General features: G+C 61.4%; 13 protein-coding genes and 2 pseudogenes. 5 read left to right on the plus strand and 10 right to left on the minus strand.

The features are described 5' to 3' along the window. Positions 1-590: 590 nt before the first annotated feature. Positions 591-1,790 (minus strand): RHE_PE00001 family protein, encoded by a 1,200-nt coding sequence (locus BMZ97_RS27195; protein WP_092177343.1) that lies wholly within the window; start codon positions 1,788-1,790, stop codon positions 591-593. 218 nt (positions 1,791-2,008) lie between these two features. On the opposite strand from BMZ97_RS27195, the gene BMZ97_RS27200 reads away from it, so the two are divergent. Continuing rightward, a complete protein-coding gene (locus BMZ97_RS27200) occupies positions 2,009-3,175 on the plus strand; it encodes a tyrosine-type recombinase/integrase (RefSeq protein WP_092177345.1) in 1,167 nt (388 codons plus the stop codon). Positions 3,176-3,334: 159 nt separating this feature from the next. Here BMZ97_RS27200 and BMZ97_RS27205 read toward each other — a convergent pair whose 3' ends face one another. Further along, the gene (locus BMZ97_RS27205; RefSeq protein WP_139221354.1) at positions 3,335-3,532 is read right to left on the minus strand and encodes a hypothetical protein; all 198 of its coding nucleotides are present in this window, start codon (positions 3,530-3,532) and stop codon (positions 3,335-3,337) included. Positions 3,533-3,800: 268 nt separating this feature from the next. On the opposite strand from BMZ97_RS27205, the gene BMZ97_RS27210 reads away from it, so the two are divergent. Continuing rightward, on the plus strand, positions 3,801-4,028 hold the full coding sequence (locus tag BMZ97_RS27210) for a hypothetical protein (protein ID WP_092177349.1): 228 nt from the start codon (positions 3,801-3,803) through the stop codon (positions 4,026-4,028). 614 nt (positions 4,029-4,642) lie between these two features. Here BMZ97_RS27210 and BMZ97_RS27215 read toward each other — a convergent pair. Beyond that, entirely contained in the window at positions 4,643-5,044 is a 402-nt protein-coding gene (locus BMZ97_RS27215; RefSeq protein WP_244546627.1) for a YbhB/YbcL family Raf kinase inhibitor-like protein, read from the minus strand. Positions 5,045-5,612: 568 nt separating this feature from the next. Here BMZ97_RS27215 and BMZ97_RS31660 point away from each other — a divergent pair. Continuing rightward, positions 5,613-5,811: pseudogene (locus tag BMZ97_RS31660) on the plus strand (integrase); the annotation flags it as partial. Positions 5,812-5,878: 67 nt separating this feature from the next. On the opposite strand, the gene BMZ97_RS27225 reads toward BMZ97_RS31660, so the two are convergent. The 6 genes from BMZ97_RS27225 to repA form a co-directional block, all read right to left on the minus strand. After that, on the minus strand, positions 5,879-6,340 hold the full coding sequence (locus tag BMZ97_RS27225) for a Ros/MucR family transcriptional regulator (RefSeq protein ID WP_092177351.1): 462 nt from the start codon (positions 6,338-6,340) through the stop codon (positions 5,879-5,881). A 162-nt stretch (positions 6,341-6,502) separates the two neighbouring features. After that, positions 6,503-6,775 (minus strand): HU family DNA-binding protein, encoded by a 273-nt coding sequence (locus tag BMZ97_RS27230; RefSeq protein WP_092177353.1) that lies wholly within the window; start codon positions 6,773-6,775, stop codon positions 6,503-6,505. A 114-nt stretch (positions 6,776-6,889) separates the two neighbouring features. After that, a complete protein-coding gene (locus BMZ97_RS27235) occupies positions 6,890-7,201 on the minus strand; it encodes a WGR domain-containing protein (RefSeq protein ID WP_244546628.1) in 312 nt (103 codons plus the stop codon). A 144-nt stretch (positions 7,202-7,345) separates the two neighbouring features. Further along, positions 7,346-8,575, minus strand: a complete 1,230-nt coding sequence (gene repC / locus BMZ97_RS27240) for a plasmid replication protein RepC (RefSeq protein WP_092177355.1) — start codon at positions 8,573-8,575, stop codon at positions 7,346-7,348. Positions 8,576-8,788: 213 nt separating this feature from the next. After that, positions 8,789-9,790, minus strand: a complete 1,002-nt coding sequence (repB, locus tag BMZ97_RS27245; protein ID WP_092177357.1) for a plasmid partitioning protein RepB — start codon at positions 9,788-9,790, stop codon at positions 8,789-8,791. After that, positions 9,787-10,995: a plasmid partitioning protein RepA gene (gene repA / locus BMZ97_RS27250; RefSeq protein ID WP_092177359.1), complete on the minus strand. Its 1,209-nt coding sequence runs from the start codon at positions 10,993-10,995 to the stop codon at positions 9,787-9,789. Before repA ends, repB begins: the two co-directional genes overlap by 4 nt. Before the next feature lie 292 nt (positions 10,996-11,287). Here repA and BMZ97_RS27255 point away from each other — a divergent pair. Together BMZ97_RS27255 and BMZ97_RS31665 are read left to right on the plus strand one after the other, a co-directional pair. Beyond that, a pseudogene (locus BMZ97_RS27255) lies at positions 11,288-11,737 on the plus strand (transposase); the annotation flags it as partial. A 9-nt stretch (positions 11,738-11,746) separates the two neighbouring features. Next, positions 11,747-11,890, plus strand: coding sequence for an MbcA/ParS/Xre antitoxin family protein (locus tag BMZ97_RS31665; RefSeq protein WP_244546630.1), 144 nt, complete (start codon positions 11,747-11,749; stop codon positions 11,888-11,890). A gap of 371 nt (positions 11,891-12,261) precedes the next feature. Here BMZ97_RS31665 and BMZ97_RS27260 read toward each other — a convergent pair whose 3' ends face one another. After that, positions 12,262-12,642, minus strand: a complete 381-nt coding sequence (locus BMZ97_RS27260; protein WP_092177362.1) for a DUF2442 domain-containing protein — start codon at positions 12,640-12,642, stop codon at positions 12,262-12,264. Between the last annotated feature and the right edge of the window lie 643 nt (positions 12,643-13,285).

Raw genomic sequence — 13,285 nt, forward strand, 5'->3', positions numbered from 1 at the left:
TTGCCTATGAACCCGTCTGGTGTTCCGAGCTTATAACCCTTCGCAATCAATTGCCGCTGCACCGCTTTGAGGGCAGCATCCTGCCCTGCAGCGTGCTGAGTTCCAGCTGAGAGCAGAGCGCCTACGAAGATCAGATGTATGGAAAAGTACCTCACGCCGTGCTCGTCGATCGTCCAAAGGCAACCAGTAGATGGTATGAAAGGAGCAACACGCGTGGCAATGGCAGAAATGTCGTAGCGGGCCTCCCTGCTCACCAGTGCGCGGAGCTTCGGCATCGCGCCAAAAGCGGACATCGCGCGGTTGCCAGGAAGCGAACATTCACATGCGTGTAGCGGTGATCGGTTGGCGACGGACTCTAAGGGGCCGGCACTCGTTGCCCTGGGCCGTCTGGCCTCCATCCCGCGGCCTGAAGCTCCTTGAGCCATTGAAGCAGGTCGTTATGAATGGCTGCGGCTTGAGTTGTGGGGAGGCTCGCAGCGCCCAGACGAAGCAAGAAGCTATTGCCGCGCAACGCAGGAACAGAAACCGGCCCTTCTCTACTGGCAGCATGATGAGCCGCCGTCTCCCCGCCATAGAAGCAGGTGGACAATCTATATAATTCCCCAGGCCCGATAGCGCTTTCGGCCGGTGAGTTCGCGCGGCAGGCTGCCGCCAAGCTCCTTCAGCATCGCCTCGACCGCCTGCGGCGTGACCTGCAGCCGCGCCGCCGCCCATTGCACCGTGACCAGCGGCGACGACACGAACAGGTCGACCAGCTCCGCCAGTTTCGAATTCCCCCTTCTATTGACACACCTCCGCATCATGAGGGTCCGCGCCAGCGACAGCCGATCGAGATCCGTCTGGCCAAATGTCGCGGCCTCACTGAGGGCGCCGAGCAGCCCCGCGATCCGGACAGTGAGCGCCTGATGCGGGCTCCACCGAAACTTTTCCCGTCTCAGCCCAAGCCCAAGCGCCGGCAGATGCGCAGCCGCCAGCCCGCGTTGACGCAACAGGGTCGCGGCCAGCGCAAAGCCGAGCTCGCCCGCGCGTTCGGAGGGTTCGAGCCAAAGCCAGGCATCGAGCGCGAGCGCGGCCGCGAGGGTCGCCGGCAGCCCCCTCCCCTCCTCCAGAATGGCGAGCCAGCCCTCAAACCTCCCGGCGGCGTCATAGGCTGGATCGCGCAAAATCAGGTTTTTGCGGCCCGCGTCGGAGGACAAATCGTTCCAGGCGTCGAGCTTTTTTCGCGTCCGCACCAGCAATGCATCGATTTCGGCGAAGGCCGGATCGCCATGATCACGCTCGTCCTCCAGGTCCAGGTCATCGTCATCGACCTGGTCTTCCTCGTCGCCCCGTCCAATCCGGTCCCAGGACGCCGCGACCTGTTTCGCGAGCACCAACGGGATCGTCGCCCTGTCCGTCTGGTCCGGTTTCTCTAGTCCTTCGATCCCGAGCCGCAGCCGCAGGGCAATCGGGTTCAGAATCTCGCCTGGCTCGCGCCGGGCCAGACGCCGGCGCTCGTCAAAAATGGCGGCGGCGCGGGCGATCTCGCGCGTCGGGCTGCGCACATCCATGCCGGCGTCGTGCAGGACGAGATCCTCGAGCGGGCACAGGCCGCCGCTGAGCCCGATCAGGGCTTGGGCTTCAAAGGCGTGGCCACGCTGGCGCGCCCCTTCGGCCAGGACGGGCTCGGCCCGCGCCAGGCGCTCGTCGCAGCGGGCGAGCGCGATCGCCGCGGCTTCGGAGGCTGTAGCGCAGTCCGAAATCAGCGCCTGGCGCTCGCTGCGCGATATGTCATAGCGAGTTAAATTCACGCCTATAAATCTATCATAGCCAAGTCAAATAGCAATTGGCTTGTTTCACATCGACACCCGCTGGAACGTGCATATCACTATCGATAATTACCTCTTATCGATAGTGATGGACATGCGATCCGAAATCGGCGATTCTGGCGCTCCAAAACGCCGCCGGCGACGTCAGCCGGGCCTTTGGTCGACGAAATCGGCCCATGTGAGCCGCACCAGGAGCGCCCGTGACCTCGATCGCCCTGCTCTCGACCGAGACAGAAACGCGGCGCGCCCTGCAGCTCGACGCACTCGCCGGGATTTTGCCGCTCGAGCGCCGAGACAAGCTGGCGCACATCCTGACCGACGACGATGTCGCGACGCTTCGGCACCTGGCCAGGGAGGGCATGGGCGAAAACTCGCTGCGCGCGCTGGCCTCGGACCTGGCCTATCTCGAAGCCTGGTCACTCGCTTCGACGGGCTCTGCCCTGCCCTGGCCGGCGCCCGAAGCGCTGGTGTTGAAATTCGTCGCCCATCATCTCTGGGATCCGGCCCAACGCGAAAGCGATCCTGCTCACGGCATGCCAGCCGAGGTCGATGAGGTTTTGCGTGCCGGCGACCATTTGCGCAGCGCAGGTCCCCATGCGAGTTCGACGGTCAAACGCCGCCTGGCGCATTGGGCGACGCTGCATCGCTGGAAAGGGCTTGAGAGCCCGCTCGGCACGCCAGCGATCCGCACCAGCGTGCGCCTGGCGGTCAGGGCGAGTGCAAAACCGCGCCGACGCAAAAGCAAGCGCGCGGTCACGCGCGACATTCTGGACCGATTGATCGCGACCTGCCAGTCGGACCGTCTCGCCGACACACGCGATCTCGCCATCCTGCTTGTTGCCTTCGCCTCGGGCGGACGCCGGCGCAGCGAGGTCGCCCGGTTACGCCTCGAGCAGCTCACCCTTGAGGCGGATGTGCCGCTCGATCCGGATGATCCAAACTCCGCGCGCCTGCCCTGCATGGCGATCGCGCTCGGCCGAACCAAAAACAGCCAAGCCGACGACGATGCCCGGGTGCTGCTGATAGGGCCTCCCGTCGAGGCTCTGCGCGAATGGCTCGAGCGCGCCGCCATCAGCAAGGGCGCGGTGTTTCGGGCGATCGACCGCTGGGAGGCGATCGACGACCGGGCGCTCACGCCCCAGGCGATCAACCTGATCCTAAAACGCCGCTGCGCCCTGGCCGGGCTCGATCCGGTCGCGTTTTCCGCGCATGGCCTGCGCTCGGGCTATCTGACCGAGGCAGCGCGCAACGGCGTTGCCCTGCCCGCAGCCATGCGCCAGTCCCAGCACCGCTCGGTCCAGCAAGCCGCGCGCTACTATAACGATGCCGACCAGGCGCTCGGAAAAGCCGCGCGGCTGGCGATCTAAGGCGATCCCCTTGCAGCTTGGCGGAGGGCGGACGCGACCTGCCAGCACTTCGGGCCGGTCTCGTCCGCTGCCATCGTCAGCTGCTGAGGCCAGCCGCGTGGCGTTTGCAGCCGATGTCGCTCGGGTCAGACGACTGCGGGGAGCGAGATCCGGTCTCGGCTATTCGCTTGCGGTCTCATCTTGCCCCGTTCGCAGGTCGGCGGCATGCGACGTAGACAAGCGAAACGTCCAGCCCTGCTCTTTCAGCCACGTCTCGATCTCGAGCGCGCGCGACGGACCGATCCCTGGCTCAGCCAGCAGTTCGGCCGCGGAATAAGCTGCCGCGATCAGGCTGAGTTTTACGGCGCGCTGGCTCAAGCTCCGGCCGCCCATATGGGCGTAGCGACCGTGTAACAGGACATTTCGGGCAGTACGCGACAAGCGATGAGGCATGGTCTCCCCGTTAGCGCCGCTTCCGGCTCCTATCAACAGTTCCACCGCACAACCAGCGGCAAGACGCCGTCGCACTCGACCTCCGCGTCTATCTAACCAAGCAACGGGACGTGGGGTCGTGAAACAGTCTATCCTCGTCGAGCTGGTGCCTCGCTCGTCGACGCGACCATAGCAATGACTCGAAGGTTCCCGCATGAATGAAAAGTCGAAGCAGCGGATCGACGCCGATAATGCGTTTCTGAGAACGCAGACGCAGTCGATGGTTCGCGAGCGCATCCTGTCCGAAAGCGACACGATCGCCCAGGCACGAGATACCAACACAGCCCGCCTGAGAGAACTGCGCCTGCAAAAAGAGACGCAAGAGCGCGAGGCAGCAGCAGCAATCCTGCCAAAGGCACGCAAAGACCGGAAACCTGATTGAGGCGGTCACCGGACCGGCCTGGCAAGCGCCAAATCTTCCGGACCAAGCCTTCAGCGCGAAACCATCTCCAGACGCGGCCGCGTCCCAAGCACACGCCGATTGGTGGGGCGCGCAGCGAATTCATCTGACGCCTTCAGCGCAGCCAGGACGCACGGGCGAACATAGGCGCGCATTTCGACACGCCAATGTTCAGTCATTGTCTCCCACCGGAACTGATGAGGATCACGAACAGACTCGTGCAGAGCCTTTGCGGCTGCCTCGACAGCCTCAGACACGCGAAGCTGATTCATAGCCGCCCCCTAATCAACCCAACCGACGGACTATGGCGCGCGCTTTTTGCAAAGAAAAGCGAGAGATGCTGATCACTGTTGATGATAGCGCAAGTCGAGCTTGGCCCGTTATCCATCCGCGAGCGGATGCGAGAACGCACACCTCGCGGCGGGCGACAGTGGGCCGCCTCTTCAGTGAAATCTCTGCTGGATCAGGGACGCCGCTTGGGCTTGGTGGCGCCTCAGCCCCCGGAGACCTGAGTCCAAGACGACATCCGCGAATAGCGCGGCATCGACGAGCGGCTCGGCAGCCCCCTGACAGGGCTGTCGAGCCATTGCGTGCCTCTATTCAGGGAACTTCCGCATCGCCTTGCCAACGGCGAGCGTGACCCCGCTGGAATCGAGTGCGGTCACGGTCCACTCGTATTCGTGAACCTGGGGCGGCGGCGGGCTCGGCCCGTTGTAGCCTCCGGTCAGCGCGCCACATGGGACCGAGGCGCTGCCCTTCCCGGTGTAGGGCACGGTGCCGCCGCCGTGCTGATAGGACGGCGCCATGCGATCGAGCATGCGGAAGTTGAGCGACCTGGTCGCGGCCGGGACATTTCCGATGGTGAACTCCGGCGACGCGCCGCACCATTTGAACGCTACGTTCATACTGGCGGTGCTCGGGCTCGGGCTCGGCGCGCCGGTTGAAGTACACGCCGCCAGCGCGAGGTAGGCAGCGCTGACCAGAAGCAGTTTGTGCATATCGCTCTCCTAAGCCACTCGTCATCGAGCGGGTCAGGAAGCTTTACCTAACGCAACGGTAGGTAGCCAGATGCGATCGTCACAACTTTCCGTCCGAACTTGCAGATCGGGCCACCAAGCGCTAATTTGTCGAAGTGGACCGCGGATGCGTCAACAGCCGCCGCCCTTTAGCGACTTAGATTAGAATCTGGACCCGGACAGCGGCTTGCCAGGCTGTCCGGGTTTTTCTCACCGTCACAGTGACGCTAAGCGGCATCAGCCACATATCATCACCTCCGGTTCGAGAGCGAGGAACTCGCCTGTGCCGAGGCGGCCGATCCTCCCCGGCGCGTCGCTGGCGCCCGACGCACAATGCTTCGGCGAGAGCGGTCTGACCTGCATCGCTGTCGATGCGCGCCTCGCGATCATCCCCTTGATATGGTCGAGAAGCGATACCTCCGACTGGAAGCATTTTTGCGCCTGGCGCCGACGCGAAGGGCGAACTCCCCTTCCCCCGGATCCGCAGATTGTCGGGCTCAACGTCACGGCCCAAGCCTCTGGCGCCGCGACTGCCACCTGCAATGCGCACGGCGTTCGCGGCGATCTCTTTGAAGGCGAACGTGCGGCGAAGTTGCCCGGACGCTCATTGCGCGCCGAGCGCGCACCCGGCCGAGGTAGGCGAGCGCGATGTCCAAAAGCAACTGGGTCACGTCAGCGCCGAAATGACCCGGCGCGACCAACGCCCCCGCGAGTATTTCCGGGTCAATCTGACGAAGGCCGCCGGGCTCTACCCACCGACCAAAGCGCTCGTAGAACGCCCCTCTCCCGCCGCTCTCTCATGCCTACAGGCTGAGCCTAGCTTTTGACGCGGACCGCTTTCGCGCGCGCTGCGGGCTTCTTTTTAGCGCCCAGCGCAGCCTTGCGCCCAAGGCCCATCGACTTGGCGAGAGCGGAACGCGCTTCGGCATAGGCGGGAGCCACCATCGGGTAGTCGACAGGCAAGCCCCACTTCAGGCGATACTGCTCGGGCGTCATGCCAAAGGATGTGCTCAGGTGACGCTTCAGGGATTTGAACTTCTTGCCGTCTTCAAGGCAGATGATCGCATCAGGCGTGACCGATTTTCGGATCGGGACAGCTGGAACTAGGGGAACGGCGACCGCAGGAGCAGGCTCCGACTCGGTGCCAAGCTTTGCTAGTGCGGAATGGGTGCTCGCGATCAGGCCAACGAGGTCTGATGGTTGAACGTCGTTATTTGAGACATAGGCTGCAACGACCGATGTCGTCAGTTCGAGAAGCTCGGCCTTGTTGCCAGACATTCCGCTCTCCAGGAGGAAAGAGTGAGACCATCCCTCAATTGCAGAACTATCTCCAATAGTCAGCAAATTCTATTTGATTTCGGTTTGCGATAAGAGCTGAAGAGGTGCAGCTCTGGCGATAAGATCATCGGGAACGGCACCTCCACTCGGCAGCAATCAGGATCAAGCAACTGTCTCGGCGAGATCCTTAGCGACCTTGAACTTGACGACGGTCTTGGCCGGAACGTCGATCATCGCGCCAGTCGAAGGATTGCGAGCCTGGCGTGCATCGCGCTTGGCGACAGCGAGCTTGCCGATACCGCCAAGGGTGACATCGCCACCTTCCTTCAAGACCTTGGCCGTGACCTCTGCAACGGACGCCAGGATAGCGCCGACATCAGCCTTGGTCTTGCCCGTGCCTTCGGCGACAGCCGCAATGAGTTCGTTCTTGGTCATCGAAAACCTCGTTGATTCAGGGGGAAAGCGCGCCCCGAATAGCTGAAACTGGCCAGAGAGCAAGCATTCCCCGGTCGCCGGTCCAAAACCAGGCCCCTCCCCTGCTCTTACCGGCTATGGACAGCGGAGCCGGTAGCCGCGCGCTGCTTTGCGCGTCAGCCAGACGTCGAGTGCTTCAGCCGCCGTTTCATGATCGGCGTGAAGATCGAGGCGGCGCCGGCCGTTGGCGCCAATGCGCCCCCATTCGCGGATCAAGGCAGTGTCGCCAAACAGCGTCGGCTCGATCGCCAGCACGTAGAAGCGGGCCAAATTGCAGCTATCATCCCGGCGCTCCAGCACCAGCATTTGCAGCTTTCCGGGCTCGGTCTCTCGCGCGCTGTTCATGCACGACATCTGGCGCACCGCGACAGGATCGGTCCAACGCATAGCTTGAATCAATCAGCCGGTGTCGATTCACATAGTTGATGTGTCCCGGAACCCAGCCCCCACGACATAACGACCGCGTCAGATCCCATGCTGTTGACGGGTCAGCAGGTCCTCGCCTTATGGATGGAGTCACCTTCACCTGGCTCACGCTCGCTGTTTCTCGCGCTTGCGGCTGCCGATCAGCGCCATCAGCATCGGCCCGAGCGAAAACTCGCCCGCTTCAGCGCGCCGCGTCAGGCTGCGCAAATAGCCACCGGCGCTGCTGATTGCCTCCCCGCGTTGTAGAATAGCCGCCACCACGATAGAGGCTTCGATCTCACCGAGCGCTCCCAGTGCATCGGCCCAGGCGCTCGGGCTTATTCCCAACATCGGCCGAACCACAGCAACCGTCGCGGCCAAGTCACGCCAGTTCAGGATCCCCCCGCGGCTGTAATCGATAATATCGGGACAGGCGTCGAGCACCATCCCCAACGGGTAGGTCCGTTCCGGCATCCTCGCGGGCTCAGGCTCGAGCTCGACGATCACCCCCCTGCTTTCTGGAAAGCGAGGTTCAAGATCAGTAAGGGAGTCTGGATTTGAATTCTGTATGTGACGCTCAGAATGAGACTCATTGCCGCTCATATTTTGAGTTTTAATGTGATCTTCCAACAGGATGAGCACTTCATCAGCCAGCAGTGACAGATCTTCGGCGATCGGCTCCAGGACCTGGCGCGTTGCAGAGCGCGGAATCCGGCCGACAATGCCTCGATAGAGCGTGTGGATCTCCATCCAGTCGGCCGGGCCCTGCCCTCCCCGGTGGGTCGAGACGCCCTCCTCCAGGCCGGTCGCAATCATCTTGGCGATGTCACGCCGGCAGATGGTGATCTTCTCACGCACCAGCTTCAGCGCTCGCTCCTCGAGTTGGACCTGCTCAGCCCAAGCCTCGAATTCCTCGGCGCGAACGACAAGCGGCGACAGATCAAAGCCAAACGCGACCTCGATCTCCCCTGCCCTGTCCTTGCGCGCATAGCGCTTGCCGTTGGGGCTATCGCGACGGATGACCAGCCCACAATCGACCAGGACCGCCAGATGGCGCCGCAGCGTCGCCGGCGGCATGCCGTGCGCCCTCAGGCAGAGCTGCTGGTTTGACGGGAAGACGATCAACCCCTCGCCCGTCAGCACGGTTTCCGGGTGGAACGTCAGGAGAGCATCCAAAACCGCCAGCGCCCGCTCGGTTACACCGATACGAGCCTTTGCCGTGCAGATCGCCCGGAAGATGTTCCATTTATGAACCGCCTTCTCAGGCGCACGTTCTTTCGCGTTCGCCTGGCTTGCAACATGGGCAAGCGTCAGCGATCGCCGCCCAAAGGGCGTCGTTGGAGAGTGTGATTCCATGATCCTTGCCTTGTTTTGGGCAAAGAAATCCTGCTCGCCGAAACGGCGCTGAATCTCACACGAGACTCTTGACGGTGATTCGAGGAAGTGCGATTCTCAGAGTTGCCACACTAAGAGAAGGGCTTCCGGAACTCCGTTTCGGGGGCCTTTTTTCTTTCGCCGATGCCTAGTCCTTCGGTGGTTGCAGAGGGCAGAGCCAATGGCTCTGCGGTGTCATCCTGAACGGTTCGCCTTGAAAGCCGCGAACATTTCTGGAAGCTTCTCTTCGACGAAGGCGGCAAAGGCATCACCATTTGCATCATGCCCAATCGAAATAACGGTACGGGTTTTTGAGGTCGCTACGCGTGCCACCTCGATGTCGGCCACGGCCACAACCCGGTATGCTTCTCCGCCAGTGCGCGGTTGGTTCATTTTAGCCAGGGCGGCGGCAAGAACTGTCAGAAAGCGATCGTTTGACGGTAGATTCCTGAATCCCGTCTCTGCGATCTTTTGCGCAACGCGCTTTTCTGCACCTGAGCCGGACAGCGCATCGACAAGTGCAAGCCATCGCCCTCGTCCAATTCCGGGCGCTCGACCGATCGCATCCACCAGATCGGCAGGTATGTTGCGAGCGACAGCGATAAGTTTCGATGCCTCCGCCCGGTCTATTGCCAGAGCTCGTTGAGTGACGAGCCGATCGTGGCCCGCTTCCTCAAGCCGCAAGGCAAAAGCAGCGCGTTCGATGAAGGTTAAGTCCTCCCGCGCAGCGTTCTCGAGGCCCTGTGCAACGGCGAGGTCCGCATCCGACAAAAGCCGAACGACGGCCTTCACGGGAAGGCCTAGTTCGCGCACGGCTCGCACCCGCCGATGCCCGTACGCGATTTGGTAACGGCCTGAATTGGCAGGCTCCTCGCGCAAAAGGACCGGCACAGCTTGCCCTTGTTCGCGGATCGATTCCTTCAGCGCTTCGAACGACTGGGTATCCTGATCGTCAAACCGGTCGCGAAAAGGCGAAGGGGTGATCAGCTCAGGGTCGATTTCAACGATCGTCTGCCCCACGCCAATACGTCGGCGAAGCTCTTCGTTCTCGCGCTCGACGTCGGAGAACGTGTTTTGCAACGAGCGGATCGAACCAGAAGCAACGCGTGGCAGCGCTGACGCCGTGTTGTCTGCAGACAACACGGGCGAGGGGGTGCTAGCGAAAAGCGACTTGATCGTGTCAGCGCGCTTGTTCATCGGCCCCAGACCTCCTTTATGAGGGTGGCGATCTCAGCGTTCACTGCATCAACTGATTCCAGCGCGCGGTCATAAGCTGCGCGACCGACAGAGCCGCGGTCGAGTTCGTAGAGCGACTGCTTGGTAAGGCCAGAATTGGCGATCGCTGTCGATTTCCAAGCCGTTGCCTTGAGCACATCATCACCGAATAGATTTCGCAGCAGCGCGACGATCTGTGACTCCGGTACGTCATTCGGGTCATGCCGCGTCACAACATAGCGGATGAAATCATAGTCGAGTCGTCCGCCAGCGTTCTCGATGATCGCCATCAAATCGGACGTCATCAGCAAGAATTGGCTCATCGACGCGACGTCGACCATCTGAGGATGGATCGTTACCAGCATCGCAGTTGCAGCGTTTAGCGCACCCATGGTCAGATAGCCGAGTTGTGGCGGGCAATCGATGACGACAACATCAAACTGATCCGCGACCTGATCGATTGCGCCGGCGACTCTGCGAAAAAAAAGCTCATGACCTCTCACACCACGATCGAGCATGGCGCGCGGTGTATGATGCTCGAACTCCATGAGCTCCAAATTGCCAGGCACGAGCCCGACACCTTCAAAATATGTCTCGCGGACGACCTCTTGCATCGGCCTGCGCTGATCATCGTATCGAATCGCTCCATAGAGCGTCGCGTTCTCGGGAATGTCGAACTCAGGCTGGTAACCGAACATCGCCGACAGAGAAGCCTGGGGGTCGAGATCAATCGCTAGCACCCTGAACCCTTGGAGTGCGAGAAACTGCGTCAAATAAAGCGCCGTCGTTGTTTTGGCCGAACCGCCTTTAAAATTCGCGACAGTGATAATCTGTAGCTTTTCGCCGTTTCGCCGACCGGGCGAGAATTGGAGGGCCTCGCGCGGACGCGCCGAGCTCAGATAGCCGCGCAACTCGTTAATTTGGCCAAGAGTGTAGGATCTGCGGCCAGCCGACCCGATCGCAGGGGAAGGGCCGAGGCCATCAATCGACAACTGCCTGAGATAGCCGTCCGACACTCCAACGATCCGTGAGACTTCGCCCGAGGTAAAGGACCGTAGCGATTTACGTGCAGACGGAGGAAAGAGCGATGTGCCTAGCGAGCGCAATTGGTTCGACAACGCCGCGGCATGCCGGGACACCCGCGACGATGCGAGTTCGATTTGTGCTAAAGGAGCCGCGGTGGTCATGTCAGTTCTCACTCAAGACGGATTACGAACGTCAGACGCTCTCTTTCCGTCTCAGGAAGACGCCATGATTCTGCTTTGGTGGCAAGAAATTTAAGGTTAACAAATTCCTAACGTCCCCGGGGTGGTGTTGTCTGCAGACAACGGTCGCAATGTCGCCCCGCGATCACTCCGAGGGCATACTCACCAAAAAGGTTGGGCCATTGGGCTCGCGTCGCGGATGCGGTGCGGTGCGGCGGTGGCCGATGGGTTCTAGGCTCCACCGATCCAGCCCAGCGGATCAGGGAGAAGAGCGATGAAGTGCTTTGTTGGTTTGGACGTTTCGGTGAAGACGACAAGCGGCTGCCTGATGGACGCAGGCGGGACGATTGTCCGTGAAGGCAAGACGGATAGCTCGCCGGAGGCGATTGCCGCGTTCCTGTCAGCGTGCAGTGACCGCTATTCTCGGGTCGGCCTGGAAGCCGGCCCGCTTTGCCAATGGCTCTATGCCGGACTGGCCAAAGCCGGCTTTCCGGTGATCTGTATCGAGACCCGCCATGCCCAGGCGGCGTTGAGCGCCTCGCCGAACAAGACTGACCGCAACGATGCACGCGGCATCGCCCAGATGATGCGGGTCGGGCTCCACCGCCCGGTCCACGTCAAGACGCTGGCCAGCCAGAAGATCAGGGCACTGCTGAGCGGCCGGCGCTTCCTTCAGGCCAAGCTGCTCGATGTCGAGAACAGCATTCGCGGTCTACGCAGAAGCCAATCCGCCTTGTGGAGGCGTTGGCGTCGCTCGGAAAGCTGGCTCGCCAGTCCGAACACCTTCCTCAATGCCCGGCCCATCGAGAAGCTGCAGACTGTGACCGGGCTTATCGAGGTCATCGCCCATCTGGACGCACGTCGCGCTCTCGTCTGATCTCCGTGCGCTCGATCTTGCTGATCGCGGCGCGTGAGACGCCGGTTACCTGCTTAGGCGCCAGCTGCGGTTGTCCATCCCGCCGGCCAATTTCGCGCTGACCGAGATCAACATCGAGGAGGAAAGGCCCACCAAACCAATGGCTCGTCGGCGAGGGCTCGGATCCAGCTTGTTTCGGTGAGACCGCTGACCCCGATCCGAAAGGGGAAGAGGGGGAGGGGAGGGGAGGGGACGATGACAAACGCTGAGGCCGCACCCCGCCAAAGCTCGAAACCCCTCGAATCCGCGATGCCCGCTTCGAGTCGCTGGCGCTCTGGAACACGCCGCCCTTCAAGCCGACGATCCGACCGGCGTTGCAATCTGCCTCAACGCTACAGAACGGGCGTGCCGCGAGACGGGCCGCTGGAAGCTTTTGCGGCTGTCGCTTGGCCGGCAAGCCGAGCCGTCTCTGCCTCGGTGCCCAATCTGCCGGCCATCAGTCCCGGCAACGACAGATCGAGGTCCAGCGCCTCCCAATGTAAGCCATACCCAGCTCCCAGGAGCTCGACGGCAGCGATCTTCTCGTCGGTAGCGCTGTTCAGTCTCGGAACTAGGCAGATTGAAAAGGCGAAGGTGCAGCCGTTGGCCAGATCCACCACAATGCGACCAGAAAGACGATCGTATCGCGCGGATGCAGCTCGAGGTTCATGCATATGTGCAGTCCGACCGCGCTTCAGGGCCGCGTCGATTTCGGCATCTGAGATTTCAACCATGGATATCGCTCCACTTCTTCAGATCGGCGGCCTCTAGCGAGGGCCCAGGCTTGATCGCGTTGCGGCCTCGTCATCGTTCCTATTCAAACAATCGCAACTCCACTGGCAAGTTTGGATAGAGGCGGAAAATCCTAGCAAGCTGTGCCAAATCCTCCGGCCTAGGTTTCTGAGTACGCGCCGTTGAGCGGTGCTGTTGTTGGACGTGGATAGCCTGTTCTCGAAGACGAAAAACTTGCTTTTCCAAATCTGCTACGCGGGCGTCTAACCCATGAGCAACGTGCAGGCCATCGAGCCCCATCCATTCCTTTAGAAGGCCAAGAACTGACGGAGCGCCCACCAGAACGACGTGAGCCTGAGTGCGCCTCGTCCTCACATTTCCTCTTGTGAAGCGAGGATTCTGATCCCAGGAGCCACACCAAAGGTCAAACGCTCTTTGCCACGCATCACGTTCTTCTGCTTCTCCCCACGCCTTCATCACCACGTCGTATGTGTCCCCAAAAGCCCAGTTAATCTCCACATTCAGAGAAATTTCGGGAAACCCGGGCACGCACCAAACAAAGCAATTCAACGTTTCGATCCAGATCGTTTCGGAAGAGCCCCGTCTACATACTATAGTTGATAAACTCAAACTCGGAAAATTCCG

Origin of the sequence: Allobosea sp. OK403 (assembly GCF_900113835.1) — a bacterium.
GTDB lineage: Bacteria > Pseudomonadota > Alphaproteobacteria > Rhizobiales > Beijerinckiaceae > Allobosea.